The organism is Edaphobacter sp. (assembly GCF_035532915.1).
GTDB lineage: Bacteria > Acidobacteriota > Terriglobia > Terriglobales > Acidobacteriaceae > Edaphobacter.
In genome coordinates this window covers 1-26,811 of the sequence record NZ_DATKQC010000121.1, presented here as the reverse complement: position 1 = coordinate 26,811, position 26,811 = coordinate 1, and the positions used below count along the sequence as shown (strand labels likewise).

25 protein-coding genes and 1 pseudogene are annotated in these 26,811 nt (G+C 56.1%); 13 read left to right on the top strand and 13 right to left on the bottom strand.

The genetic code is table 11. The features are described 5' to 3' along the window. The 5 genes from VMU57_RS06145 to VMU57_RS06125 form a co-directional block, all read right to left on the bottom strand. On the bottom strand, positions 1 to 281 hold a 281-nt coding region (locus VMU57_RS06145; protein WP_325381751.1), incomplete at its 3' end, for an NUDIX domain-containing protein. Positions 282 to 331: 50 nt separating this feature from the next. Beyond that, positions 332 to 1,078: an HAD family hydrolase gene (locus VMU57_RS06140; protein WP_325381750.1), complete on the bottom strand. Its 747-nt coding sequence runs from the start codon at positions 1,076 to 1,078 to the stop codon at positions 332 to 334. Positions 1,079 to 1,273: 195 nt separating this feature from the next. Then, positions 1,274 to 1,909, bottom strand: coding sequence for an outer membrane lipoprotein chaperone LolA (lolA, locus tag VMU57_RS06135; protein WP_325381749.1), 636 nt, complete (start codon positions 1,907 to 1,909; stop codon positions 1,274 to 1,276). Further along, entirely contained in the window at positions 1,909 to 2,448 is a 540-nt protein-coding gene (locus tag VMU57_RS06130; protein WP_325381748.1) for a prepilin-type N-terminal cleavage/methylation domain-containing protein, read from the bottom strand. Before VMU57_RS06130 ends, lolA begins: the two co-directional genes overlap by 1 nt. Before the next feature lie 57 nt (positions 2,449 to 2,505). Then, positions 2,506 to 3,825 carry a pitrilysin family protein gene (locus tag VMU57_RS06125; protein WP_325381747.1) on the bottom strand — a complete coding sequence of 440 codons (1,320 nt, stop codon included), beginning with the start codon at positions 3,823 to 3,825 and terminating at the stop codon, positions 2,506 to 2,508. Between the two features lie 105 nt (positions 3,826 to 3,930). Here VMU57_RS06125 and rlmN point away from each other — a divergent pair, with 105 nt between their 5' ends. Beyond that, positions 3,931 to 5,163, top strand: a complete 1,233-nt coding sequence (gene rlmN, locus VMU57_RS06120; protein ID WP_325381746.1) for a 23S rRNA (adenine(2503)-C(2))-methyltransferase RlmN — start codon at positions 3,931 to 3,933, stop codon at positions 5,161 to 5,163. Here the strand turns inward: rlmN and VMU57_RS06115 are convergent. The 4 genes from VMU57_RS06115 to VMU57_RS06100 all read right to left on the bottom strand — a co-directional run bounded on the left by VMU57_RS06115 (position 5,087) and on the right by VMU57_RS06100 (position 8,284). Then, positions 5,087 to 5,686, bottom strand: a complete 600-nt coding sequence (locus tag VMU57_RS06115) for a GNAT family protein (protein WP_325381745.1) — start codon at positions 5,684 to 5,686, stop codon at positions 5,087 to 5,089. The two genes, rlmN and VMU57_RS06115, sit on opposite strands and share 77 nt — an antisense overlap. A 2-nt stretch (positions 5,687 to 5,688) precedes the next feature. Continuing rightward, the gene (locus tag VMU57_RS06110; RefSeq protein ID WP_414648609.1) at positions 5,689 to 6,774 is read right to left on the bottom strand and encodes a gluconeogenesis factor YvcK family protein; all 1,086 of its coding nucleotides are present in this window, start codon (positions 6,772 to 6,774) and stop codon (positions 5,689 to 5,691) included. Between the two features lie 214 nt (positions 6,775 to 6,988). Beyond that, a complete protein-coding gene (locus VMU57_RS06105) occupies positions 6,989 to 7,558 on the bottom strand; it encodes a tetratricopeptide repeat protein (RefSeq protein WP_325381744.1) in 570 nt (189 codons plus the stop codon). 123 nt (positions 7,559 to 7,681) lie between these two features. Next, on the bottom strand, positions 7,682 to 8,284 hold the full coding sequence (locus tag VMU57_RS06100; protein ID WP_325381743.1) for a DUF4254 domain-containing protein: 603 nt from the start codon (positions 8,282 to 8,284) through the stop codon (positions 7,682 to 7,684). Between the two features lie 83 nt (positions 8,285 to 8,367). Between VMU57_RS06100 and VMU57_RS06095 the strand changes: the two genes are divergently transcribed. The 8 genes from VMU57_RS06095 to VMU57_RS06060 all read left to right on the top strand — a co-directional run bounded on the left by VMU57_RS06095 (position 8,368) and on the right by VMU57_RS06060 (position 17,309). Beyond that, positions 8,368 to 9,435 carry a glycosyltransferase family 9 protein gene (locus tag VMU57_RS06095; RefSeq protein WP_325381742.1) on the top strand — a complete coding sequence of 356 codons (1,068 nt, stop codon included), beginning with the start codon at positions 8,368 to 8,370 and terminating at the stop codon, positions 9,433 to 9,435. A gap of 88 nt (positions 9,436 to 9,523) precedes the next feature. Continuing rightward, entirely contained in the window at positions 9,524 to 11,011 is a 1,488-nt protein-coding gene (hldE, locus tag VMU57_RS06090; RefSeq protein WP_325381741.1) for a bifunctional D-glycero-beta-D-manno-heptose-7-phosphate kinase/D-glycero-beta-D-manno-heptose 1-phosphate adenylyltransferase HldE, read from the top strand. A gap of 3 nt (positions 11,012 to 11,014) precedes the next feature. Continuing rightward, positions 11,015 to 11,995: an ADP-glyceromanno-heptose 6-epimerase gene (rfaD, locus tag VMU57_RS06085; RefSeq protein WP_325381740.1), complete on the top strand. Its 981-nt coding sequence runs from the start codon at positions 11,015 to 11,017 to the stop codon at positions 11,993 to 11,995. A 96-nt stretch (positions 11,996 to 12,091) separates the two neighbouring features. Further along, the gene (locus tag VMU57_RS06080; RefSeq protein ID WP_325381739.1) at positions 12,092 to 12,637 is read left to right on the top strand and encodes a DNA starvation/stationary phase protection protein; all 546 of its coding nucleotides are present in this window, start codon (positions 12,092 to 12,094) and stop codon (positions 12,635 to 12,637) included. Positions 12,638 to 13,352: 715 nt separating this feature from the next. Beyond that, positions 13,353 to 15,095, top strand: coding sequence for a SulP family inorganic anion transporter (locus tag VMU57_RS06075; RefSeq protein WP_325381738.1), 1,743 nt, complete (start codon positions 13,353 to 13,355; stop codon positions 15,093 to 15,095). 579 nt (positions 15,096 to 15,674) lie between these two features. Beyond that, positions 15,675 to 16,583 (top strand): universal stress protein, encoded by a 909-nt coding sequence (locus VMU57_RS06070; RefSeq protein ID WP_325381737.1) that lies wholly within the window; start codon positions 15,675 to 15,677, stop codon positions 16,581 to 16,583. Between the two features lie 261 nt (positions 16,584 to 16,844). Next, positions 16,845 to 17,081: an SDR family oxidoreductase gene (locus VMU57_RS06065; RefSeq protein WP_325381736.1), complete on the top strand. Its 237-nt coding sequence runs from the start codon at positions 16,845 to 16,847 to the stop codon at positions 17,079 to 17,081. Positions 17,082 to 17,093: 12 nt separating this feature from the next. Next, positions 17,094 to 17,309 (top strand): hypothetical protein, encoded by a 216-nt coding sequence (locus VMU57_RS06060; RefSeq protein ID WP_325381735.1) that lies wholly within the window; start codon positions 17,094 to 17,096, stop codon positions 17,307 to 17,309. Positions 17,310 to 17,458: 149 nt separating this feature from the next. Here VMU57_RS06060 and VMU57_RS06055 read toward each other — a convergent pair whose 3' ends face one another. Together VMU57_RS06055 and VMU57_RS06050 are read right to left on the bottom strand one after the other, a co-directional pair. Continuing rightward, complete coding sequence (locus VMU57_RS06055) at positions 17,459 to 18,379, bottom strand: universal stress protein (protein WP_325381752.1); 921 nt, start codon at positions 18,377 to 18,379, stop codon at positions 17,459 to 17,461. Positions 18,380 to 18,699: 320 nt separating this feature from the next. Then, the gene (locus VMU57_RS06050; RefSeq protein WP_325381734.1) at positions 18,700 to 18,987 is read right to left on the bottom strand and encodes a hypothetical protein; all 288 of its coding nucleotides are present in this window, start codon (positions 18,985 to 18,987) and stop codon (positions 18,700 to 18,702) included. A 256-nt stretch (positions 18,988 to 19,243) separates the two neighbouring features. On the opposite strand from VMU57_RS06050, the gene VMU57_RS06045 reads away from it, so the two are divergent. The 3 genes from VMU57_RS06045 to VMU57_RS06035 are packed head-to-tail and all read left to right on the top strand — an operon-like array spanning position 19,244 to position 22,196. Continuing rightward, a complete protein-coding gene (locus VMU57_RS06045; RefSeq protein ID WP_325381733.1) occupies positions 19,244 to 20,059 on the top strand; it encodes a universal stress protein in 816 nt (271 codons plus the stop codon). Between the two features lie 38 nt (positions 20,060 to 20,097). Next, on the top strand, positions 20,098 to 20,901 hold the full coding sequence (locus VMU57_RS06040; protein WP_325381732.1) for a polysaccharide deacetylase family protein: 804 nt from the start codon (positions 20,098 to 20,100) through the stop codon (positions 20,899 to 20,901). Further along, entirely contained in the window at positions 20,796 to 22,196 is a 1,401-nt protein-coding gene (locus VMU57_RS06035) for a putative glycoside hydrolase (protein ID WP_325381731.1), read from the top strand. Before VMU57_RS06040 ends, VMU57_RS06035 begins: the two co-directional genes overlap by 106 nt. Positions 22,197 to 22,331: 135 nt before the next feature. Here the strand turns inward: VMU57_RS06035 and VMU57_RS06030 are convergent, their stop codons facing one another. Next, on the bottom strand, positions 22,332 to 24,773 hold the full coding sequence (locus VMU57_RS06030) for a phosphoketolase family protein (RefSeq protein ID WP_325381730.1): 2,442 nt from the start codon (positions 24,771 to 24,773) through the stop codon (positions 22,332 to 22,334). Positions 24,774 to 25,135: 362 nt separating this feature from the next. Here VMU57_RS06030 and VMU57_RS06015 point away from each other — a divergent pair. Next, a pseudogene (locus VMU57_RS06015) lies at positions 25,136 to 26,198 on the top strand (acetate/propionate family kinase). Positions 26,199 to 26,298: 100 nt separating this feature from the next. Here the strand turns inward: VMU57_RS06015 and VMU57_RS06010 are convergent. Next, positions 26,299 to 26,811 (bottom strand): universal stress protein (locus tag VMU57_RS06010; protein ID WP_325381726.1); only part of this gene is annotated, 513 nt, incomplete at its 5' end.

Genomic DNA, 26,811 nt, shown 5'->3' with positions numbered 1-26,811 from the left:
TTATGCCGAATCTGCGCTACCCGTTCTCCGATTCGGGCTGAGATGCCCAGCTCTTCGTTCAGCTCGCGGATCAGGGCCTCTTCGGGGCCTTCGCCCGGCTCGATCTTGCCGCCGGGGAACTCCCATTTCAGGCTCATTGGCTGGTCGGGCTTGCGCTGGCAGATAAACACCTCGGTGCCCCCCGCGCCTTCACGCAGGATCAACGCCGCCACCACCAGCCGCAAAGGCTTTGGCTGCGCCGTCTCAACCCGTTCCTCCAGCTTACGAATGGAATCTTTCACTTAACTACAGTTTAGACTCTCGCGGCACCTAAATGCTTCGTTCGCAATATTTAGCTGGCGGGTGCGACCGATGCCGGGTAGTAGACAGGCCAACCCTCGGCTGCGCTGCGCTCTACCAGCGCTGGGGTTGGGTTTACCGGGAACGCCCGTCGCGCAATCGCCAGCATGGCGGCATCGTGCACCGAGTTGCCGAAGACCGCGTCCGGAGGGGTAATTCCCACGCGCGCCAGCGAGGCTACCTTGCCCTCGTCGGTGGGCACATCGCAGATCGTCTCCGTGACCAGACCGTCCTTCACCGTGACGCAGGCTGCCAGCACCCGGTTCGCCGGAATCCCAAACCGCTGGACGCCCTCTTCGATGACCCAGTCGCAGGTCGAACTGACCGCCCAGATATCCACATTGCGGCGGCGCAGTTCGGCCACCAGCTCCAGCATCTCGGGAAAGATATTTTGCTCGATCTTGCTCTCGAAGAACTTTTTGGCAGCGCGTCGCATCTCGTCTTCGCGCAGGCCCTGGTAGAGCTGCACCATCTCGCCGCAGATGGCAATCTCGGAGACCTCGCCGCGCTTGTAGCCGCGGTAACGCCCGTCGATCCAGTCGGTCGCCTCGCGGGAGACCAGCCCGGTCTCGATGGTCCAGTTCATGAACGACGACCCGGCATCGCCCGACCAAAGCGTTCCGTCGCAATCGAAGACGGCGACCGCGGGGGAGAGGTCATAGACGGCCGCATGAAACTCAGCGGTGCTCAAACGATGGGTCAATAACGTGTTGCCTGGCTTGCTCAAGAGAATACTCAACTTTTCTGCGCACGAGATCGCGCACGATTCATTCAATCATTTTGAAGTTAATTAGATTTTACAATTCGGGCCTGTGGCTACCGGCAAAGATTCAGTGAAATTGGTTCTGGCGGGTCGAGGCGATAAACAGCAAAAGCGGATGCTCCGCCTTCGGCGAAGGATGACAAATCAGGGCGGGGAACGTCATACTGCTCTCTAAATCGGGGGCAAGCCGTTGACGATGGTCACGCCTGCCGGCGGGTGGAAGATGAAATCTTCATTTTTTACTGGAACATTTTCTTCTATTCCACTAAAAGAAAAGGCAGTTACCGACCCGTCACGCTCTTCAATCTGCATCTGCTGAATGGTTCCGTTCGAGCTCACGCCCAGCGTCAACGCCTTGACTCGTTGCGACATGCCTTTGGGGACGCCGCTGATCTTGTAGCCTGAGCCGTCCGGCGTGACGGTCAGGTTGTCCAACTCTTTCTGAAGCTGCGTATGGCCAAGCAGGAAGCGCAGGGGGGAACGCAGATCGTCGAGCTGCTTCGCCGGAATTCGCTGCGTCTGGGTGTCGCCCGGCGTATAAAACCAGGCATATTTGCCGTCGAGCACGAATACCTTGCCGACCGGCTGATCGTAGTTCCAGCGCATGCGGCCCGGCTTTTTGAGCAGCAGCGTTCCCGATTCGGTGCGGTCCATTCCCATGCCGGTGTAATGCTCGGTGTAATGGGCGCGCAGCGAGGCCAGGTGGTTGTAGTGGTTGTCCACCTTGCGAATAAGCGCGGCATTGTCCAGCGCAAACAAAGGGCTCGCGCAGCAGACGAACAGCAGGAGAACGGTCTTCTTCAGCATTATTGGATGGGCTGGGTGCAGTTCGTTCCGCCGGTGGGGTCCTGGCGGATGGCGTTGTTCTCGTCGGAGCAGTAGCCGTTATCGCCGGTCTTGCCGACTGCGTCGGGTACAGCCGTGATCTCGAACGATGTAATCATGTCCTGATTGTTGATAGTGACTTTCTGGCAGTTGGTGATGGCGAAGGTATAACCCGCCTTATGTCCTGTCGCCAGGTCCGGCGTGAGCAATTGCGCTGCCTGCGGCGTTGGCGCACCGGACTTGGGATCGCCGCCCATGGCTGCGAGAGAGCAGGCGAACCCGTTTGCCGGATAGGCGGAGTTGTACTGCAGTTCAGCCTGTCCGATGGTGCGGACGGAGTTGATGGCCGAGGTCTGGTTGCCGGTTTTCTTGAGCTTCAGCAGTTGGGGAACGGCGAGCGTCATCAGGATCAGCATGATCGACATGACGATCAGCAGTTCAATCAGCGTGAAGCCTTCTTCGGTCCGTCGTGCAGTCTGTACCCGTTCCAGAACGGTCGTCTTCACTATCAATTTGGTCATCAATTCCTCGGCCAAGCGTAATCCCGTATTCCAACGTCGAACAAAACTCTATCAGACTCAGCAGGCCAAATCTTCCCGCTCGACCTTCATCTCGCCGAGATTGCCCAGCAGCGTCAGCGCAATGGCCTCGGGCCGGAACAACTCCTGCGCCAGCGACTGAATATGCGCCGGAGTGACCGCGTTGATCTCGCGGGTAATCTCATCCACGTCGAAGAAACGCCCAAAGTACATCTGCTGCCGTGCCAGGTTCGCCATCCGGCTGCCCGAGCTTTCGAGGCCAATCACGATGTTGCTCTTCAACTGGTCCTTGGCCCGCTTCAACTCGCCATCGCTTACGGTGTTTTCTTTCAGACGGCGCAACTCCTGCATGGTAAGCTGCAAAACCTGTTCGGTCTTGTCGACTGCGGTTCCGGCGAAGATGCAGAGGGAGCCGGTATCGCGGAAGGGGTTCATCTCGGAGTAGATCGAATAGGCCAGCCCGCGATCTTCACGGACGGTCTGGAAGAGCCGCGAGCTCATGCCGCCGCCCAGCATCGTGTTCAGCAGGTAGATCCCATAGCGGTCGGAGTGGTTGACCGGAGGGGCGGGAACGCCGAGGCAGAGCTGCACCTGTTCGAGCGACTTCTTGCGCTTGAGGGTGATGTGGGGCGTCGCCACCGGGAGGGGATGCCTGGGCAGCAGGCTGTCGCTGCTGGCGGCCAGCGAGCTGAACTGCTGCTCTACCTGAGCGACAAAGGCGTCGTGGTCGAGGTTTCCTGCCGCCGAGAAGACCATGTTGCGAGGCGTGAACCGGCTGGCGTAGAAGTCGAAGATGATCTGCTGATTGAAGCTCGAAACTGTCTTTTTTGTGCCGAGAATGGGGCGGCCCAGCGGGTCGTTCTTCCAAAAGTTCTGGGTGAAGACCTCGTGGACGAGATAGTCGGGGTTGTCTTCGTCGATCTTGATCTCTTCGAGGATGACGCCCTGCTCGCGCGCCAGATCTTCCGGCGTAAACGTCGGGTGGAGCACAAGATCGGCCAGGACATCGAGCGCTGGAGTCACGTTCTCGTCCAGCACCTTAATGTTGAAGCAGACCATCTCCTTGCCGGTAAACGCGTCCAGATTGCCGCCGATCGTGTCGACTTCGCGGGCAATCTGCTTGGCCGACCGGGAGGTCGTGCCCTTGAACACCATGTGCTCTACAAAGTGCGAGACGCCGTTGACGGCGGCCTCTTCGTCGCGCGAGCCAGTCCCGATCCAAACTCCCATCGAGATGCTGCGCAGATGGGGCATTGCCTCCGTCAGTACGGTCAGTCCGTTCGACAAAACGGTCTTGCGGATATTCCGTGCGACGGCATTTCTCGTCAAGCCACTATCTTCAACCAGGGTAACGGACATGAATCTCCTTACCCTCCATTGTTTCACAGCAGGGAGGGAGATTGGTCGCCCGGGGCTGGCCGGAGTAAACTAGGGAGAGCCCGCCAGAAGTCGCGCCATTTCCCTATGTTGAACAAAACAAACATCGAAGCCGAAGCCACCCCGCAGCCCAAACCGCTCTTCGGCCTGTCCCTCGACGAGTTAGCCAGCCTGATGGAGGCCCATGGCCAGCGTCCCTACCGGGCAGCGCAGTTGGCCGAGGCAGTCTACCGCCAGCGCGCCGCCAGCCTTGACGACATTACGACGCTGCCTGCCGAGTTGCGCGAGAGCTTCGCCGCCGAGGGCTACGCTATCGGTCTTCCAGAGATCGTCCAGACCGCCCGTTCCGTTGATGGCACCGAGCGCTACCTCGTCCGGATGGCCGACGGCGAGACCGTGGAGACGGTCTGGATGCCGGATGGTGACGGCGGCGAGCGAGGCGACGGCTCCGTGGCCGCTGAAGAAGAAGAGGGTGAGGACAAGGCGGGGAACACGGCCAACTTTCCCTATCGGCGGGCTACGATCTGCATCTCGAGCCAGGTGGGCTGCGCCGTCAACTGCCAGTTCTGCCTTACGGCAAAGTTGGGCATCCGCCGGAATCTGACGCCGGGCGAGATCGCAGGACAGGTCGCCGCTGTGCTCAACCGGCATCGGCTCGACCTGGGCAGCAGCCGCGGCAACCCCAGTCCGGCGCGTATCAATCTCGTCTTTATGGGCATGGGCGAGCCGTTTTTGAACTACGCCAACTTCATGGCGGCTGTCCGGCTGCTGGTCTATATGCGGATTCCGGAGTCGCGCATGACCGTCAGCACGTCGGGCATCCTGCCGGGAATTCTCGACTTTGCCAAGGAGGCGGTGCGTCCTAAGCTCGCCGTCAGCCTCAACGCGCCCAACGACGTGATTCGCGAGTCCATCATGCCGATTACGCGCAAGTGGAATATCGCGGCACTGTTTGAGGCGCTCGACACCATTCCGCTGCGAAACCGGGAGTGGATCACCTTCGAGTACGTCATGCTGGGGGGGATCAACGACTCGCTGGCCGACGCCGAGGAGCTGATTGCGCTGGTGCGTAATATGCGCTGCAAGATCAACCTGATCGTCTGGAACTCCGGCCCTGACATGCCTTACCATGAGCCGACTCAGGCAGGGGTCTACGCCTTCCAGAAACGCATTATGGATGCCGGAATCCCGGCCTATATTCGCCGTCCACGAGGCCGCGACATCTATGCCGCCTGCGGACAACTTAAGCGGACGGTGGAGTCAGACCCCTTACCCGCGCCTCTAGTCGAGATTTCGTCTGCGGCCACTCTTCGCGGATGATCGAAAACCAGACGCTGTGCCGCTGCGACCCGTCCGGCATGATGTAGTGGTTGCGAAATCTGCCCTCTTCCACCGCGCCGATCTTACGCATGGCTTTTTGCGATTGCAGATTTTCATGATGCGTCTTGAGTGCTACCCGACGCAGGCCAAGCTGCTCGAAACCGTAGGTAAGCTGCAATAGCTTTGCTTCGGCGTTGAGGCCTGCTCCGTGAAACTCCGGTGTGAGCCAGGTGTGTCCGAGTTCGGCTGTCTGATGCGCTGGTTCAAAATCGAAGAACCGCGTGCTGCCAATGATCCGGTTCTCCGACTTCAAAACCGTGACCCAGGGCAGAGTGGTGCCGGCTTCCTGCAGTCGCAGGGCTTTTTCCGCCCACTCGCGCAGGTCGGCTGGGGTTTTGATGGAGACAGGCATGTAACGCCAGATCCGGTCATCGAAGGCCACTTTTTCGAGGCTGGCCAGATGTTCCAGCGTCATCGGCTCCAGCCTTATCCTCGTTCCTTCCAGCACCGGTATCTCGATCATCGCTATGTCTTCTCCTTCAAATCCGCGCACGCCCGCAGTTCCAGGAGGCTCTCCGCCACGCGGTCATAGTCGTGTCTCAGAACATCGCCTTCGTGCACAAAATTTCCCGTCAGGGGCTCGACCCCTAATGCCTTCACCCGCTCCAGATCGGCCTCGATCGGCTCCTGACCCTCGCGTGCATATTGCTCCAGCCGGGCAGCGGAGATGGGCGCGGTATTGATCAGCGCGTAGTCGAAGATCGGGGACTTTGTCGCCCCTGCATGTTGCAGGATTTTTTCGATATGCTGCGAGGCAGACAGCCCCAGCGACTCATTCGCCTGCGTCATCAGGTTGCAAATGAATACCTTGGTTGCCTTCGAAGCTGCCAGCGCCTCCGGCACTCCGCTGACCAGAATGTTTGGAATGAGCGAGGTATAGAGCGAACCCGGTCCCAGCGTGATGACGTCGGCGTGGGCAATCGCCTCCAGCGTTTCGGCCAGAGGATGAGCCGTCGCCGGTTCGAGCATCAGCTCCACAATGCGCCGCTTGCTGGCTGTGATGCTGGTCTCTCCGCGTACCACGGTGCCATCGTCCATCCGGGCCGCCAGGGTAACGTTGGTGTTGGTCGCGGGGAAGATCTTGCCCCGAATCGCCAGAATCTGGGACGACATCTGCACCGCCTGCGCGAAGTCTCCGGTAATGTGCGACAGCGCGGCGACAAACAGGTTGCCGAAGCTATGGCCATTGAGCTCGCCCTGGTGGAACCGGAACTGGAACAGCTTCGAGAGCAGGTGTTCGTCTTCCGAGAGCGCGACCATGCAGTTGCGGACGTCGCCGGGAGGCAGCATCTTGAAGTCTTCGCGGAGACGTCCGGACGAGCCGCCATCGTCGGTCACGGTCACGACCGCGGAAAGCTCCCGGATGATCCATCGCGTATCGGTGCAGGGAAGCGCCGGGCTATCGATCTGCTCCGGCGTTCGTGGCCGCTTGCGGCGCTCGCGCATGGGGACGTAACGCTTTAGCCCCCGCAACAGGGTTGACAACCCGGTGCCGCCGCCCATCGCGACGACTCGAAGCTCTTTAGGAATTTCGCGGTTCATCGACTCCATGCACGGCTCTCCTACTGAATTCTCTGACGTGATGAGTTTAGCGGGTTGGCCCGAAAATCTATTTGAGAACCGACCTGGCGGGTTATAGTTGTTCCCCTCAGGGTGTAGTGATGCAAGCCCGGAAGAAACGCAGATTCCCTTCGGGAATGACAACAAATACGGCAAAGATGATCGGATAAAGTGTTACACCTGTGGGAGGATTGCTCTAAGGCGGTTATACCTCGGGATAGAGCAACTCCGTAAAACGTGGGTCGTCGGCCATGTCCTGAAAATCGGAGTCGCCACGTGCCTGAATGCGATTCTTCGGATTCTGTCGAATTGCCTCGGTGAGGTGTTCGAGACAGGTGTGGGAGTCGCCGGTCATGCTCGACAGCACGGCCAGACCGTAGAACGCATAGTCGGCCTTGTCGTCGTGCTTCAGGATCGTCTTGAACTCTTCGCGCGCATCTTCATAGTGGCCATCGTTCAACAGCGAGACGGCATAGTCATAGCGCTCTTCGTTGCTCTTGAAGCTGGTCTTGCCTTTGCTGACCTGCAGCAGGCACGCGTTGATGTACATACGGATGCGGTCCGCAAGCTCGCCTGCGCCTGCGGCCAGCATCTTGTCGAAGGCAGCGTGGGCCTTGTCGTACTTGCCTTCCTGCATCAACCGCAGTGCGGCTTCGTAATGGGCCAGTGCCTGCGCGCGCGCAGCGTCGTTGGGGACGGGGAGAACGCCAGCCAGAGTTTTGGGACGCTTTGAAGATGAGGAGGATGGTGCGGGTGCAGCCTTTGCCTGAGTCATTGATAATCCTGTCGCCGGATGGCGCTCCCAAGACTCCCGACGTTCCGGAGAGCCAGTTCCTGCAAATCATGTTGTCTCGGTTTTATACCCACCTATGAGCACAAGGTCAACTACCCGTCAGGGTCATCCGGCCTCGGCTTTTGCCGGGCTGGCAGCGCGGTAGATGATGGGATTCAATTCGGGGTCGTTGTACATCTTCATCTGGCGATAGAGCTTGAAGCGTCGCGTCCCGGCCAGCACCTCGGCCCACAGGGCGTCGAGGCACCCTGCCAGGTCGTTGCGCTGCTCCTTTAACACCGCCAGGCGCGCCTCATTTTTTTGACGATGCGCCTCGGTCGCAGACTCCCGCCGCGTCTCATCTTCGGTGTGATAGATCTTGAGCGCGAGAATCGAGAGCCGGTCGATGATTAAGCCCGGCGTCTCCGAGTGCAGGGGGGCGTTGATGTTCTGGTCACCCGCCAGCTCCAGCAACTGGGCGTCGAGCTTCTCCACCAGATCGTTTCGTCGCTGGTTCAAGCGGTCGATCGCATGTTTGACGGCGGCAATTTCTGCATCAGACGCTCCCGGGTCGCGGGCCTTATCTTCTTCGTGCCACAGGTCGAAGTTAGCCCGGTGCTGTGCCTCGGCGATTTGCATGAGGCTGTCGGCATGGACCGCCTCTTTTGTTTCGTGCCACATCCTCGTTCTGTCGTCCTGCATCGCGGCAATCGCAAAAGCACTCAACATGCTGAACTCCATCAACAAAAACTGTATCAGGCTACTGGCGGGGTTGCAGCATTGCCTTGAACCAAGCAGACTAAAGTCAGACTATGCCATCCTCGACAAAACGGGTTCTGATCTACCGCCTCGGCAGCCTCGGAGATACGCTTGTCGCGCTGCCCGCGCTTCACCTTGCCGCCCGGGCCTTCCCCAATGCCGAACGCCGCATGCTGACCAACTTTCCGGTCAACGTCAAAGCACCGCCTGCTGCCGCCATCCTCGAGAACAGCGGCCTTGTGCATGGCTATTATCGCTACGCCGTGGGCACGCGCAGCCCTCTCGAACTGCTGGCGCTGTGGTGGCAGATTGTTCGCTGGCGCCCGGAAGTGCTGGTCTATATCGGAGGAGCGCGAGGCGTTGAGTCGGCGCGCCGCGATGAGAAGTTCTTTCGCCTGTGCGGCATTCGGCGCCTCATCGGAATTTCCGTGACCGAAGACATGCAGAAGAATCGCTGGCAGGAGTCCGAGCAGGCACTCGAGCCTGAAGGTGAGCGGCTGGCACGGAACCTCGCTGAGCTTGGAGATGCCCGGCTCGACGACTCCGAGAGCTGGGACCTTCGACTGACTGCGGAAGAGAAGGCCACCGCTGTGGAGGTGCTTCGTCCGGCAGGCGAACTTCCTATTGTTGCCGTGAGCGTAGGCACGAAGGTTCAGTCGAAGGACTGGGGTCGCGACAACTGGCGCGCCCTGCTCGCCAAGGTGGCCACGCTCTATCCCGGGCATGCCCTGACCCTCAGCGGATCTCCGCCCGAGAGCGAGGGCAGCGAGTTTGCTGCCGACGGGTGGCGCGAAGCGGGTGGGGGGCCGGTCATTAATTTGTGCGGCAAGCTCACGCCGCGAGAGAGCGCCGCAGCTTTTGCTCATGCCCGGCTCTTCATCGGACACGACAGCGGCCCCATGCATCTTGCCGCCGCCGTGCAGACTCCGTGTGTCGCCATCTTCGCTGCCCGTAATAAGCCCCGGGTCTGGTTTCCCTATGGCAAGGAGCATCGCGTCGTCTATCACCAGACCGATTGCTGGGGCTGTGGACTGGAGACCTGCATCGTCGAGCAAAAAAAGTGCATTACATCGATTTCGGTCGATGAGGTGTTGGCTGAAGTGCGGGCTCTTCTGGGCTGAAATATTCGCTCACCCCCCTGCCGCTTCGACGTTTTCGTCCTTTCATAAGAAGATGCGATGATGGAAGATAAGGAGCTCTCCCATAACAATGTTGCCCGAACTCCACTCTGTTCTGAACCTTCTCGAAGGTGGCTTCGGCCAACTTAAAGTATTGGTCATAGGCGACATCATGCTCGACCGCTACATTCACGGCGATGTCGACCGCATCTCTCCCGAGGCACCGGTTCCGGTCATTCGACACGCCCAGCGCTACGAACGAGCGGGCGGGGCCGCCAATGTGGCGATGAACCTTGCCGGACTTGGCTGCCAGGCGATCCTGAGCGGCTTCTGGGGAAGCGACATGGAGCAGGGCGAACTTGCGGCCATTCTCGACCGTGCCGGCGTTGATACCGTTGGCGTCGTATCCAGCTCTCAACCGACTATCTCCAAGACGAGGATCGTTGGCCGCAACCAGCAACTGCTCCGGCTCGATATTGAGAGCCGTGACGCGCCGCCGGAGATTGAATCCAGAAGGCTTATCGACCGCGCCACGGAACTGGTCAGCAAGGTCCACGCGGTGGTGCTCTCGGACTACGCTAAAGGCGCACTGACCAACCAGCTTTGCGCTGCCGTGATTAATGCCGCTCGCATCGCCAAGATTCCTATTCTGGCCGATCCGAAGACACCTGACTTCAGCAAATACAGGGGCGCGACCACCGTCTGCCCAAACCTTGGCGAGCTTTCCCTTGCCACCGGCATTGCGGCACACCAAACCGACGCCGTCCTGACCGCTGCTCAACCGCTGATCTCCGATAATGATTTTCAATATCTGACGGTCACCATGAGCGAGAAGGGAATCACGTTGCTTCGTCGCGACAGCAGCTTTCATTCTCCAGCCAGAGCCCGCGAAGTTTTTGATGTCTCCGGCGCAGGCGATACTGTTATCGCGACGCTTGCCGCCTGCCTCGCTGGTGGCCTGCAGATTGAGACCGCCATCGAGCTGGCCAATCTAGCCGCCGGAATTGTTGTCGGCAAGGTCGGAACGGTTCCCATCGCCGGGCACGAGCTTGTGGCTGCGCTGACACCCAGCTCCGGTGTGACGGCAGGAGAAAAGATTCTCGATCTCGACCACGCCAAAGCCCGCGTAGCCGAGTGGCGTGCTTCAGGCGAGACCATCGTCTTCACCAATGGCTGCTTCGATCTGCTGCATGTTGGCCACATTACGCTGCTGGAAGATTGCCGTCGGTTTGGCTCGAAGCTTGTCCTCGGTCTCAATGCGGACGCTTCGATCTGCCGGCTCAAGGGGCCGTCTCGCCCCATCGTCGGCGAACGCGAGCGTGCTCGCGTCATGGCTGCGCTTGCGGCGGTCGATGCTGTCGTTCTCTTTGAAGAGGACACACCGCTCGAACTCATCCGCACCTTGAGGCCCAATGTTCTGGTCAAAGGCGGCGACTACACCATCAAAACTGTCGTTGGCCACGAGGACGTTATCGCCGCAGGAGGGCGCGTCGAGATCGTTCCCACCGTTGAAGGCTTCTCCACGACGAACATCGTAAAAAAACTCACCGCGAACACCGCGCAAAACGAGGAGAACTAATCCGTGATTATTGTGACCGGCGGAGCAGGCTTTATCGGCAGCAACCTAGTCCATCAACTTAATGAGGCTGGCGAGCGCGACATTCTCGTCGTCGACAACCTCGCACCTGCGCCGAACCTGAGCGGGCCGAAGTTCCTCAATCTTGCAGGGGCGGAGTACGCGGACTATATGGACAAGAAGGAGTTCCGCGCCGCGCTGAAGGCCGGCGACTTTGAAGGAACGAAGATTCGCGCGATTCTGCACCAGGGGGCCTGCTCCAATACGCTCGAAGACGATGGCCGCTACATGATGGACAACAACTTCACTTACTCCAAAGAGTTGCTGCACTTCGCGCTGGAGAAGAAGGTTCCGCTGGTTTATGCCTCTACGGCAGCCGTCTATGGAGCGAGCACGGAGTTCAGGGAAGTTCCGGCGAACGAGCGTCCGCTGAATGTTTACGGCTACTCGAAGCTGGTCTTCGACAACTATCTTCGCCGTCTGCTGCCGGAGATCAAGAGCACCGTTGTGGGCCTGCGCTACTTCAACGTCTATGGACCGCGCGAGCAGCATAAGGGCCGCATGGCCAGCGTCATCCATCACTTCACGCGTCAACTGAAGGACACCGGGACCATTCGCATGTTCGAAGGTTCAGGCGGCTATGACAATGGCGAACAGCGACGCGACTTTGTGTTCGTCAAAGATCTCGCTCGCATCAATATGTTTTTCAGCGGACTGCTTCCCGACAGCCCGCGCAAGCCTGTCCATGCGATCGTCAATGCAGGAACCGGGGAGGCGCGCACCTTCAAAGCCGTGGCAGAAGCGCTGATGCAGGTGCATGGTCAGGGGAAGATTGAATACATCCCTTTTCCTGGGGACCTCAAAAATCGCTACCAACATTACACACAGGCAGAGGTTGCCGGTCTCCGCTCCGCTGGGTACAGCGCTCCCTTTACAACGCTTGAAGATGGCGTGAAGCAGACTTTCGCAGAAGAGCCGGCTCTCTAGTTTTGGTTACGGAGCTTAGAGTCGCGTGACAGGACTCACTTCCGTACGTTGCGCTATCAGGCGTTAAAATAAGAAGTGTAGCTTAAGGAGTAATTCATGAAAAAATCGAAGGTATCGAAACAAGTATTGAAGAGCAGGCAGGTGGCCCCTCTCGCCACTCCAACCGATCTCAAGCCCGCGGCGACAAAGGACATCGCAGGCGCGATGAATGCCATTCTTGCGGACGTTTTCGCCCTCTACCTGAAGACTAAAAACTTTCACTGGCACATGAGCGGGCCGCACTTTCGGGACTATCACCTGCTGCTGGACGAACAGGGGGATGAGTTGTTCGCTATGACAGATCCGATCGCCGAGCGTATTCGCAAGGTGGGAGGACCTACCTTGAGATCGATTGGCCAAATCGCCCGGCTGCAGCGCATCTCGGACAATGACGCGGAGTACGTCGAGCCAGAGGACATGCTCGCAGAGCTGCGCGAGGACAATAAGACGCTGACGATACGCCTGCGCGAGGCACATGGCGTCTGCGACGATCACGGCGACATCGCAACCGCCAGCCTCATTGAAAACTGGATCGACGAGAGCGAGCGCCGCACCTGGTTCCTGTTTGAAGCGAGCCGTCGTGGAGACTCGACAGGACATTAAAACGAGCTAAGCCTGGCTGAATGATTCAGCCAGGCTTAGAGGTGTTTGACAGCGCTGCAGAATGCAACGCTCGAAGCTGCTCCAGCAATTTCCTTATTTTTCCGCGCCCGCCATGTCAAACCTACGTGCATCACCCCCTCGTGTATCTCCCTCTTTGGTTGAGATCGACGTGGGCAAGGAACATCAATTTAGCCCACAAGGGCGATTGTGAACACGCAGCGCGATGCCTTCAGGGATGCGCATGGTCGTGTAGCTTCGCTTAGACCTCGTGGCGGCACGAGTGATCTTTATAACGCCGGGCTTTTTTGTGAAGAGGCGCCTAATTGTGCATTCGCTCAGCAGCCAACGGCTCGACAATTCGCCTTACGGTGTAAGGTCGCTCGATACATGGAACGACACGTCGCTGATAACTCCCGCATGATCGGCTGTTCGAAAATTGAGAAGTTAATGAACCGAGAGCGGTTGTGTTAGGAATGAGGGGATACCGGAAGGAGCGGCAGGGCTGTCGATCACTGCCAACTCGAGTACTTGATCCTACGACGACTATCTATTGCTTTGCTTTCACGGTGTGCCCTTTCACATAGCAGTGAAAGAAGAAACTACCGAAATGCACCGGCCGCAATTGCGGAATAGCTGAAAGAGTGGACAGCAAGGTCAAGGTCTTGATGGAACCTCTTGGAGGTTGTGTTGATGGCGGAAGAGGAGTTTTGAGATTTTGAATCTGTTTCGAGGCTTACGACCGTTGCAACGTGCAGGCGCCGTGCGAGGTGCTCTGGCAGGAATCGTGTTGGCGGCGATGGATATTCCTCAAGTCCTGGGCTATGCCAAGATCGCCGGAATGCCAGTGGTGACCGGGCTTTATACCTTGCTGCTGCCATTGGTGGCGTTTGCAGCTTTCGGCTCGTCGCGATACTTGGTTGTGGCGGCGGACTCAGCGACGGCCGCAGTCTTTGCTGGCGGGGTCTCCAGCATGAACCCCTCAGCGCAGGTCGAACATATTGCTCTGGCTGGCGTCGTTGCACTGCTGACGGCAGCTATTTTGCTGCTGGCGAGGCTCCTCCGGTTGGGGTTTATTGCGGACTTCCTTTCGCGGACAGTGCTGGTCGGCTTTCTTGCCGGAGTGGGACTGCAGGTGGGTATCTCCGTGTTGAGCGAGATGCTTGGAGTGCCGGTGAATTCGCGCAGGACTGTTGTGCAGCTTTGGGAGGTGCTTCACGGATTACCTCGAGCGCATCTTCCAACGTTGGCGGTGTCTGCCACGGTTCTGGGGTTTGTATTGCTATTGCGGCGAATAGCTCCAAGATTTCCAGGAGCACTGGTCGCCGTGATTGCAGCGATTACAGCGAGCTTCGCGTTGGATTTTGCGGGACACGGGATTGCTACGATTGGGCCGGTCGCCGGAGGCTTACCACACCTAAGATTGTCGGATCTTCTCATCCTTCGTGGGATGAGCTGGGGAGAGTTGGAGCTACTCCTGACGGTGTCGATCTCGTGCGCTGTAATTATCCTTACCCAGAGTGCGGCTACCTCTCGGATATATGCTGCTAAACACTATGAACAGGTAAGCGAGAATATCGATCTGTTAGGACTTTCGGCCGCGAATGCTGTGTCGGCGCTCAGTGGAGGGTTTGTGGTGAATGGAAGCCCCACGCAGACGGCGATGATGGAGCTTGCCGGTGGGCAAAGCCAACTCTCGCAGGTCACTACAGCGGTAGTAGTTGGAATAGTGCTTTTATTTTTGACCGGGCCGCTTCAGTATCTTCCTAGCTGCGTGTTGGGCGTCCTGGTGTTCCTGGTTGCGCTCCACCTCATCGATTTGAAGGCACTGCGAGAGATCCAGGGCGAGAGCCCACAGGAGTACGCGCTGGCAGTGATGACAGCGGCGGTAGTACTCCTGCTGGGAGTAGAACAGGGAATCGTGCTTGCGATGGTCTTGTCTCTCCTGCGTGTCGTGCGGCACAGCTACCATCCACATAGCGGTGTACTGGTCGCGAATGGTACGGGATCCTGGAATCTAGTACCAGTCGCGCCTAATGTAGCCACAGAGCCTGGGCTGGTGCTGTATCGTTTTGGAGCCGAGCTATTTTATGCGAACGCCGGGCGATTTCTGGAAGAGGTGTCCTGCGTGCTGCAGCCGATGCCGTCTGCAGTGCGTTGGGTCGTGGTGGACGCCGAGGCGATGACCCATGTGGACTATACGGCGTCGCGAGTGGTGATGCAACTGAAGAGTGATCTTACTCGCGCTGGAATCGATCTGGCGTTTGCTCGCATGCCATGGGATCTGCGGTCCGATTTCGATCGGCATCATCTGACAGAGGCAATTGGCCCGGCGCGAATCTTCAACCGGTTGCATGATGCGATTTCCGCCTTCGAGGGAATGGCAAATATGCCGGAAGAGAGTGTCGGTAAGTTGTACTCTGGCAGCGGGGAACACCAAGTTGACGTGTCCGAAGGTTGATGATTCACGTTTAACGGTCAAACCAAAAATAATGTGTACTCTAACAGCTCAAATACTTCGAAACGGAGGGAATAGGGTACTCTTCCGACTACCACCGATGTCATGGGGCTTTGAGCATCATGAGAGGCACGGCGGATCGCGAAGTACTCCCTTCGCAACGCTACCGAGCGAGATTGACCTCGCGACGATGGCATATAACCTGAAGCGAATTACAAACGTGCTAGGCACAGTCAAACGAACAACGCTCTTCATCGCGCCACGCGTAATGAAACTCGCTCCCTTCGACAAGCGGGACGCGCAACTGGTACCAGCAGCCGGAAGTTGCGTGGACAGCTCTATGCGGGCAGGACATAACAAGCTCCTGTTCTCTGACCTTGGCAGGTTCTGACGGGGGTGGGGTAGTGACGAACTGAAGTCGAGTTGAATGCCGAAGCTAGGAACTGCAGCCATGAGGGAGATTGCCTGTGACGTCCATCACATAGGGATATGTATCCGATCACAGACGTTCGTGTTACAGGGGCTCTACTGTGGGGACATTGTCTGGTTTCGTTGGGATTCATGTGAGTTATCGAGGTGCTTATGTCTGTTACTGGAGATGAAATCAATCTGATTGTGGAACGCATCCTTCTGGCGACCGACTTCTCGATGGCTTCTGAGGTCGCGGCAAACTATGCCCGTGCCATCGCGAAACGGTTTTCTTCGACGGTAACCCTCGCGAATGTAATCGACCTTTCGATGGCATCTCGTTCTGAGGTCGCGGTTGCGGGTCAACTTATCGCCGAGATGCGTCGCGACAGCAGAGAAAACCTAGAGCGATTGGCGAATGACTTTTCTAGCTCCGGGGTGCGGGTGAAAACTCAAACTCTGGAGTCGCGTGATACAGCGTCATCTATCGTAACATTGGCTGAGGAGCAGGCCTTCGACCTCATCATCCTGGGCACTCATGCGCGGCGTGGATTGATCAAGCTTATCCTTGACTCTTGTGCTGAGGGTGTGATCCGCCATGTAAGCTGTCCGGTCATCACGATTGGGCCGAATGTTAAAGAACTGGTCGACAATGAGTTCTCCTTTAATTCGATTGTTTTTGCTACGGATTTAGCTCCCGATGCCGCTAGAAAAGCAGCCTTGGCGGTTGCGTTAGCAGAGGACAGCATCGGCAAGATACATCTCTGTCATTTCATACAACATCCGGGTAAAACAGGTTCCGATCTATCAAGGCGCCAGTTAGAGTTCGAGGCGGCCCTAGAAAAGCTTGTTCCCGCATCCTCCTATGAATGGTGCTCCTCCAACTGTATCGTCGAGCATGGAGAGGCCGCTTCACGCATTCTGGAGACGGCGAAACGAGTCAAGGCGAAGCTGATCGTCCTAGGAGTCAAACATAGTCCACGTCTGTTGACGCGATTCGAGAACGGCATTCTCAGTAATGTTCTTGCACTGGCGGAGTGCCCGGTGATGACCATTGGTTCCGTAGAGATACGGCCTGAATGACGCGCAGTCTACCCCCGGCTAATGGATTCTGCGTTACTCGGCGGAACAAGGCTGAAAGGTCTTGGCGATTTCTTGGGGCACCTAACTAAGCTCTCATGAAGAGATAAGTGATATCGATGCGACAGTCTCAGGTTGGAAGCGTATTCATGCTCGCCCTCGCAGGTTTCACCGGTGTCGAGATTCTCAGAGACGTGTGCTCAGCCGAATGCGCGCAGATCATCCAGGATTGGCATAGATGCTAGGACCACCAGGGCAGTGGCTATGGGTAATGTCGAAGCGAAATCGACGTACTTGAATCCCAATCCTCAGCCACTCCATGAGATGGCTCCGACGGATTGGGACATCTTAATGGGAACTAACTTGCGCGGGCCGTACTTGATGATTCGTGCGTTGGCCCCGCTCATGATTGCAGCGAAGTTCGGTCATATCGTAAACATCTCATCGCTCGCCGGGCATAATCCACTCGCGAACGGGGCGGCCTACTCGGCCTCAAAATAGGGTTTGAATGGATTGACCTATTCCGTGGCCGAAGAGTTGCGACAGCACAATAGTCGTGTTTCCGTCATCGCACCTGGATCGGTCAATACGAGTTTTGGACGAAGTGGTGGCAATTCGGACAAGAAGGTCCAGCTGGAAGATGTGGCCCGCGTAGTCGCCATGCTGGTAACACAGGCACCGCAGTCATTTGTAAGCGAAGTGCTGCTACGGCCTACGCAAAAGCCATAGTTGTTGCTGAACAGGGAATTAGTTGCCCCTAAGCATGACAATGATTAAAGAGCCCAACGCCGGGTGTTCACGAAATCAGCGAGGATGTTTTCGCTACACGCAATCGAACTACCTTAGCGATATTTGATTCTGCAATTCTAAAATTCGAGTCAAATGTAATGCGCTCGGACGCCAAGTACGGCGGCTTTGACTTCGCGGGTTACTTGCGCAACGGTGGACCAGGGGGCGTGATCTCCAAGAACGTGGGCGCGAAGCCCTATCACGATCAAGCTGGCGCACTCCGATTCTGCAACAGAGGCAATGACTTTAGCGGCCTCACCGTACTCGACCCGTACGTCGGCGGCCTTGCAGTAACTCTCCGCATCGGGTGGAATCAATCGCTTGAGGCTCTGGATGGATTCAGCTTCCTGGATGGGTGATGTGGGATGTTGTTTCATCACGTGAAGAAGGGTGAGCTTCGAATGAAAGCGTTCTGCAAGCCCTGTCGCATACTGTGCTGCACGCAGTCCGGTTGTCCTCAGATCGGTCGCAAGCAGAATGGAGCGAAACGGATATTGTTCGGGCCGGCATTGTGGTCCCACGATCAGGACGGGACACTTCGCCTCGTGTAATACAGCTTCGGCAACCGATCCGAGAGCCAACCGTTCAAGGCCGCTGGCGCCATGAGACCCCACGACGATTAGGTCTGTTTTCTCCCTGCGCGAGACTTGATGGATGAGATCGATTGTGTCGGCGTAAGCTACCGTGATGCTGGGCTTTAATGCGCTGAGTCCAGGCTCGCTCGAGACCAGTTGATTGACCTGCTCCTTATCCGCATCCAGGTCGGCGTTCAGTACTTCGATGGGAACGGGTCCCGTATCGATCCCGTACACGATTGGAGTTGCAGCATGGACGATGGAGAGCTTCGCCCCGAATATCTGGCTGATCAAGATCGCCATCTTCAAAGCCTGGGTCGCGGGTTGCGAGAAATCGGTTGCGACAAGGATCCGCGAGAAAATAATTTCGCTTGTCGCCAAATGCGGTTCCTGGTTGACAGCAGGAAGGGAGGGCGCTACGTCCTGGGATTTCATCATCATCATGCCTTTCGAACCTAAATAACGGTTAAGAGTTGCGTTCGAAGCTCAGAGTATCGCTTCAGTGCGATGCAGGCGGTGATTTCGATCACAAATGAGATGGCCTGTGGTTTAGCCTTGTGGCATATTCATTTCCGATACGGCGTGGTTACCCCTGCAACTTCGTTTCGGCGCGCATGACTCCTAATACCTTCGATCTCATCCGAGCCAACTGTGGACTGATACTGAGGAGGGACAACACACCGAGATGGTAAGCCACCCTTGCTTATCCCACCGCAGCCAATGGTATGTTCTGCCCAGATTCGTGGCCTCTTCGGTCATCGCCCATTTGGAAGAATGACGGCCGGGCCGCTCAATCTGTCTTCCTCCAGCCCAAGCAGAGCCTCATTAATATGATCCAGGCCAAAGGTCACTACTTCAGGTTTCAGCCCGATCTCAGCCGCGCCTTTCAGAAAATCTGTCTCATCCTGTCGGGTCATGTTTGTCACGCTGCGGAGCTGTCTCTCCCCCCAGAGAAGCGAGTCATAGTCAAACTGTGGCATACGATCCAGATGCATCGCATTGATGGCGATTCCACCCTTGTCGACCGACCGTAAGGCCGCCACGACCACCTCCTCGGAGGGAGCAAAGGTGATTGCGGAATCCAAAGGCTGAGGCGGAACCTCTGTACTGCCGCCGACCCATTCCGCGTCCAACGTCCGTGCCAACCGCTGATGATGCAACTCGCGAGTGGAGACATAGACGCGGCAATCCCAGGCTCTGAGCGCTTGAAGTAAAAGTTGCGCTGACGAACCAAAGCCAAAAAGACCAACGTGCTGGCCTCGTTTTACTTCCGCGATTGTTAGACTTCGGAATCCAATAATGCCGGCGCAGAGCAAGGGCGCAGCGGCGCGGTCTTCGAGCGCATTGGGTACCCTTGCTCATGTTGTCGACCTTTCAGTCGCAACCCGTTCCGAACAAGCAGTAGTTGGGTATCCAATCGATGATATGCGCCGGTCCAGTAGCGAAAATATGGAACGGCTGCTCAAGGACCTGACCTCCGACAGAATTCGCGCGACAGCCCAGACGCTGGAGGCTCATAATCCTGCTGCGGCGATAGTGGGTTTGGCAGAACAGATCAAGGCCGATCTGATCGTTACCGGTACGCACTCGCGTCACGGATTAAACAAGGCGATTCTCGGGTCGTGTGCGGAGGGGATTTTTCGGCATGCCAGCTGTCCTGTCTTTACGATTGGGCCGAAAGTAAAGGCTCCTCCAAATGGCAATATTGCTTTCAACAGGATTGTCTTTGCGACAGATTTCACGTCCAGTACGGCTGAGAAAGCTGCCGTGGCTCTGGCATTCGCACAAGATAGCATGGCAACAATTTATCTATGCCATGTCCTGAAGAGCACCGGTAAGGAGATCTCCGATACGTTTGCGCTTCAGGTCAAATTCGAGTCTGAGCTTCGGAAATTGGTTCCACAATCGACCTTCGACTGGTGTACCCCGGAATGCGTGGTGGAATTAGGTGAAGTTGCTCCCCATATTCTTGGACTAGCCCGAAGGGTCGAAGCTGACCTCATTATTTTGGGAGCTCGACGCAGTTCCACCTGGTTTGCGCATTTAGCGGATGGTGTGGTTGGGCATGTGCTTGCGAATACAGAATGTCCCGTAATGACCATCGGCTCGAGCTAAGTTGCGACGCTGGTTTAAGGCATCAACAGAGAAAATCGATGATCAAAATCAGAAAGAAATTCGTGGCCAATTGGCATTGGATATTGGTTGTCTGTCTGCTAGTGGTGTTCGGTGGGTTGGCGATAAAAGGTCAGGAGATTCCCATCCTTGTCTATCATCGCTTTGATCCAGCAATGCCTGGATTGACAACGATCCGGACATCCACACTTGAATCGCAACTCGAATGGCTCGAAGACCATCATTACCAGATACTGTCTCTACATGCAGCCACCGACAAGTTACGCGGTATGGGTGATCGACCTAACGCGCCGATGGTCGCCATTACCGTTGATGATGGTCATCGTTCGGTCTACACCGAGATGTTTCCAATAATTCTGAAGCGCCGCGTTCCGGTCACTCTATTCATCTATCCTTCGGCCATCTCGAAGGCTTCCTATGCTCTTACTTGGGAGCAAATTCGAGAAATGAAGAGGTCCGGCCTTGTGGATGTCCAGTCGCATACTCTCTGGCATCCGAACTTCCTCAAAGAGCGTGCACGGCTCTCGAATGCTGAATATGCGGTTTTTGTTGATAAGCAACTGACAGGTTCGAAAACGGTCATTTCCAGTCGGTTGGGCGGCCAGGTAGATAGTCTGGCGTGGCCTTTTGGAATCCACGATTCCTATCTCGAGGACGCTGCGAAGCGTGCCGGATATAGAACCGCGTTCGCATTTTCCGGGAGGCCGGCTCGCGTCGGTTGCAATATGCTCGCAATTCCGCGAATACCAGTTTCAGACAACGATACGGGTGTAACGTTCGACCGGTTGCTGATGGACTCGAGAAGAAATGGAAGAGAGAAGTGATGCAAATGCGTCTTCGACATTCCTTGCTGGTTCTTGTCGTGTTGTTCGTCTCATCGGCCTCCCAAGCGAGTGAGGGACGAGTGATTGATGCAACGACCCATATCGGAATCCCGAACGCTACCGTCACCCTGGGTAACCGCGTCATGACCACCGACGGCACCGGAAGCTTTCATTTCGAAGAGGCTAGTGAGACGATTATGGTTCGAGCGCCTGGATACCGGGCATCTCGTGCGTTGGCGAAGGACACGGCGACGAGCGGCATAACGATTCCGCTCACTCCGTTTGTTCCTAAGGCACTGTATTTGACAGTGTACGGAATAGGTTCCAAGACCTTGCGAGGTGGCGCTCTGGCGCTTGCGCGAGGCGGACAGATCAATGCCCTGGTCATCGATCTCAAGGGAGATCGAGGCCTCATCCCCTATCGAACCGCAGTGCCGCTGGCTCAGAGGAGCGGTGCGCGAAGTCTTACAACCATCCGCGATTTGGCTCTCCTTGCCAGCGAGCTCCATCGGGCGGGCATTTATGCCATCGCGAGGATTGTGGTCTTCAAAGATAATCTCCTTGCCGAGGCGCGGCCGGATTTGGCTGTAAAGCGGAGTGACGGCAGCCTATTTCGAGATCGGGAGGGGCTCGCATGGGTGGATCCGTTTCAAGCAGAGGTCCGGAACTATAACATTGAAATCGCAGTCGAAGCTGCTCAGGCGGGCTTCGATGAAATTCAATTCGACTACGTACGGTTTCCCGATGTATCGCAAAAGCTGCGCTTTGCTCAAGCGCCGACAGAAGAGATGCGGGTGCAGGCGATCGACCGGTTTCTCGCGGAGGCGCGCGATCGGCTAGTTCCTTACAACGTTTTTCTCGGCGTCGATATCTTCGGCTATGTCTGTTGGAATACAAACGACACGGGTATCGGGCAACAACTTGAGCAAATCGTCAAGATTGTCGACTATCTTTCGCCGATGGTATATCCGTCCGGATACAAATATGGCATACCCGGATGTCAGGAGCCCATCTCCCATCCCTATGAGATCGTCCACGATACTCTGGAAAATGCACGACGACGTGCAAATGTATCGCCTAAGCGATTTCGTCCGTGGTTACAAGCGTTCAGGGATTACGCATTTGATCATCGCGCTTTCGGCCCGTCTCAAGTAGCGGAACAGATTCGTGCAGCTGAGGAGTTTGGGACAGATGGATGGATGCTCTGGAACCCCCACAACCGATATGAACGTCTCGGATTAGATATGCTTCATCCCCGCGCGAAGACGGCAACAGTCACTGGCGCAGGGCGCTAGCTTTATGCGAGGCGTTGGGGCTTGCAGCAGCGTTTAGTCATTCAGACGGTGTAGATGGGCTATTAGCGTTTCGAATTGTCAGACACTGGACGCTCAAATGCAGGATAGAGTCTTCCCGCAACCGTCGATTGCTCTCTAAGATGTTGATGAACTCGTGGGTTGCTCTCCGAAGACTATAGGCCACTTCCAGTTTCTAATCTCTGGCCTGTCTTGTCCTTCAGCGTATGCATAGGCAATACTTTCGATGATCTGCCCCTTGAGCCACTCTTTAAGATGAGCGGCCGGCTCCTGCAATCGTGCAACACGGTCGATCACGTCAATTGCGAGGTTAAAACGGTCAACCTGGTTACGGATCGCCAGCTCCAGCGGCGTATTGATATTGCCTTTCTCCTTGTATCCGCGAACGTGGATATTGGCGTGATTGGTTCTACGATAAGTGAATTTGTGGATAAGCCATGGATATCCATGGAAGTTAAAGATCACCGGCTTGTCTTTGGTGAAGAGGGAGTCGAAATCGCGATCTGAGAGCCCATGGGGATGTTCTGAGTCTGGCTGCAGGCGATACAGATCGACGACATTAACGAAGCGAATCTTGAGGTCCGGCAATCGTTCCCGAAGAATAGCCACGGCAGCCAGAGCTTCCTGCGTCAGGATATCGCCAGCACTTGCGACAACAACATCCGGCTCAGTGCCCATATCATTGCTGGCCCATTCCCATATACCGATGCCCTTGGTGCAGTGGACGATCGCAGCATCCATATCGAGGTACACAAGATGAGGCTGTTTATCCGAGACAATCACATTGACATAGTTTTTGCTGCGCAGGCAGTGGTCTGCGACGCTTAGCAGGCAATTAGCATCGGGAGGAAGGTAGATGCGGGTGATGTCCGCACTCTTATTGCTAACTACGTCGAGAAAGCCGGGATCTTCGTGTGTAAAGCCATTATGATCCTGTCTCCAGACGAGCGAGGTAATCAAAAGATTGAGCGATGAGATGGGAGTTCGCCAATCGAGTTCGAACTTTGACTTCTCCAGCCACTTTGCATGTTGGTTATACATCGAATCGATGATGTGAACGAAAGCCTCGTAGGTATTGAAGATTCCATGGCGGCCGGTGAGGATATAGCCTTCCAGCCAGCCTTCGAGCGTATGCTCGCTGAGCATCTCCATCACACGTCCGTCCGGCGCGATCGCTGTTCCGTCGCTATCCTCTGGTAAGAACTCTGCCATCCAGGCCTTGACGCTGGCCCGGTATACGTCCTGTAAACGGTTCGAGGCATTTTCGTCCGGGCTGAAGAGCCTGAAGTTCGTCATGTTGCGACGCATGACATCGCGTAGAAACTTGCCCAGGGTCTCCGTGGGCGAGATTTCCGTGATGCCGGGCTGCTCAATCGACACTGCATAGTCGCAAAATGTGGGAAGATCAAGTGGCTTCCGCAGGCTCCCTCCATTTGCATGAGGATTGGCGCTCATACGACGGTCGCCAGTAGGGGCGAGTTCTCTCAGTTCGGGGATCAGCCTACCCTGGTCATCGAATAGATCCTCGGGATGGTAGCTGCGCATCCATTGTTCGACGATCTTCAGATGCTCCGGATTTGATTTCACATCTGATACTGGTACTTGATGCGCGCGCCAGAAGCCCTCGACCTTATGGCCATCAACCTCCTTAGGCCCTGTCCATCCCTTCGGCGTTCGCAGGATGATCATCGGCCACCGGGGACGTTCCGGATTTCCAGTCCTCCGGGCTTCTTCCTGAAGGGACCGAATCTGCTGAACACAGTGTTCCACTGTTGCAGCCATCTTCTGATGCATCAGTTTCGGATCATCTCCCTCAACGACATATGGCGTCCAGCCATATCCCCGAAAAAGGTCTGTAAGTTCTTCAGGAGAGATGCGGGCCAATAAGGTAGGGTTATTGATCTTATAACCGTTAAGGTGCAGGATCGGGAGCACAGCGCCGTCGCGGATAGGATTGAGAAATTTGTTAGAGTGCCAGGAAGTTGCTAATGGCCCTGTCTCGGCCTCGCCATCGCCCACCACCACGCTCACGATAAGATCGGGATTGTCGAATGCCGCACCGAAGGCATGGGAGACGCTATAACCCAACTCGCCACCTTCGTGAATTGATCCAGGAACCTCGGGCGTGCAATGACTCCCAAGCTGCCCCGGAAAAGAAAAGGCACGAAAAAGCCTTAACATGCCCTCTTCGTCCTGAGTTTTATCAGGGTAGACTTCTGAATACGTTCCTTCCAGATAGCAGTTAGATATGACTGCTGGTGCCCCATGGCCAGGCCCGGAGATATAAATCATGTTCAGGTCATACTTGCGGATAACGCGATTCAGATGAACCCAGACAAAGCTTTGGCCAGGATCGGAACCCCAATGCCCAAGCAGCCGATTTTTGAAGTGTTCGGGTTGCAAGGGCTGCTTAAGCAGGGCATTCTCGTGCAGATAGATCATTCCCGCACACATATAGTTACACGCACGCCAATAGGCATCCATTCTCTGGAGTTCTTGCGCAGTCAATACCTCATCGGAACTGGTCAAGGGTGATTCGCTGCTCTGGGATGATTCCATAACGTTCGCGCTCCTGCTCTGAATTCGATTACTCCCGATCGTGAGATCACACCCGCAGGATGTCAACCAGGAGATTAATAGCTAATATTGGTGCATTCTCCGCCCGCACGCGGTGACGATCGTCACAATGAACCGGCCGGGAGGTGTACCAAAATGTCCACACGGGGCAGAGGAGGCAGAGAATGGATGTGGCCTTTCTTTATCTTTTCAGAAAGCAGGCTTGCACATGCCAGATTTAGCGCTCTTGGTCATAAATGCAGGGTCTTCCACTCTTAAATTCGGAATTTACGTCTAAGTAGATCGTAGCGAGCAACTTCTTCTAGGGGAGTTGCAGATGGATTGGACGAAGCGATGGCACACTTGTGTTGCTGAATGGCGATGGCCGGCCGTTACGGTCCGAAAAGTGTGCATTCGCGACGCACGAGGACGCTCTCAGCAAAGCGGCACATTGGATCACAGACTCTTTTCAGGGAAAAATCTGCGCGATCAGACATCGTGTTGTTCACGGCGGTCCATATTTAATCACTCATCGGAGGGTTACAGCTTCGCTTCTTCAGGAACTGCATAAATGCATCCATTTCGCGCCGTTCATATCCCTCTCGCGCTTCAGTTGATTGAAAGAGCAGAGCGTAGTTACCCGCAGGTTCCGCAAATCGCTTGTTTCGATACTGCTTTTCACAACACGATTCCCGAGTGCGCGGCGCGATTTCCAATTCCGTCGGCGCTGTACAACGAGGACATACGCGCTATGGGTTTCACGGGCTCTCCTGCGAATCGATCCTCTACCAGCTAGATAGCCGTCTACGGCGTCGTGTCGTGGTTGCTCATCTGGGCAGCGGTGCTAGCCTTACCGCCGTTTACGAAGGGATATCCGTTGACACGACCATGGGCCTTACTCCTACCGGAGGGATTCCAATGGCTAGCCGTAGCGACGATTTGGATCCTGGAGTCCTGCTCTACCTTCTTCGGTCGAAGCACGCAAACCCCGAGTCGCTAGAAGCACTGTTGAATCACGATGCTGGTTTGAAAGCGCTGTCGGGTGGCATGTCAGATATGCGCGATATTGAGGCCGCAGCTACCAAAGGGAATCAGGAAGCGCAACTCGCTATCGAAATATTTTGTACTTCCATTCGAAAGACAATTGCTGCCTATGCGGCAGTCCTGGGAGGTCTGGATATGCTGGTGTTTACAGGTGGAATTGGTGAACATAGTGTTCGGGTTCGAAAGGATGTTTGCCGAGGCGTTGCTTTTCTCGGCGTCGTTCTCGATGATCTCAAGAATCGATCGCATCACGAGACGGTCTCGACAGGCGCCAGCAATGTGCAGGTGTGTGTTGTCGCCAGCGAAGAAGACCTCATGATTGCCCGCCATTTCCGGGCGGTCATGAGCGAGGCTAGTGTCTCACGATCACCTCCAACTTTCTGAATATACTTGGACAGCTAACAGCACCGCCTATTGTCTTGTGTCCTGATGGCGAAAAGGCAAGGTCCTGATGCCTTTGGTCAACGGCGCATCGAATTGGATGTCAATCAAGCGAGTTGTTGATGACGAGAACGCTGCATTTGGCATCACGGAGGATATGAGAGAGCGTGGACCAGGGAACATGATCTGATAAGGCTGCTTGATGCCGTAGCCCAACAATGACCAGACTTGCCACCTCTTTTTTAGCTATCTCTAAGATCACCTCAGCAGGCGTGCCGTGTTCGAGTAGTATTTTGGGTCTGCAACTTAGCCCTGAATCAGCTGGAAGTAACCGTCGAAGCTCTTGGCGAAGGCTATTTTCGAACAGCTCGGGATCGAGACCCGGAACATGTGGGTTTTTCTCAATCACGTGCAGCAACGTGAGGTGGTTACTCGCGGCGCAACTGGCAAGCGCTCTGGCGTACTGTACCGGACCTGATCCGGTGGTCTCAAGATCTGTAGCAAGCAGGATGGAACGAAACGGATCCTGCTTTGCTGCGCAGTTTGGTCCGACGATGAGCACAGGTCTACCAACCTTGCGCAAAATACTCTCGGCGACCGATCCAAGCACAAGTCG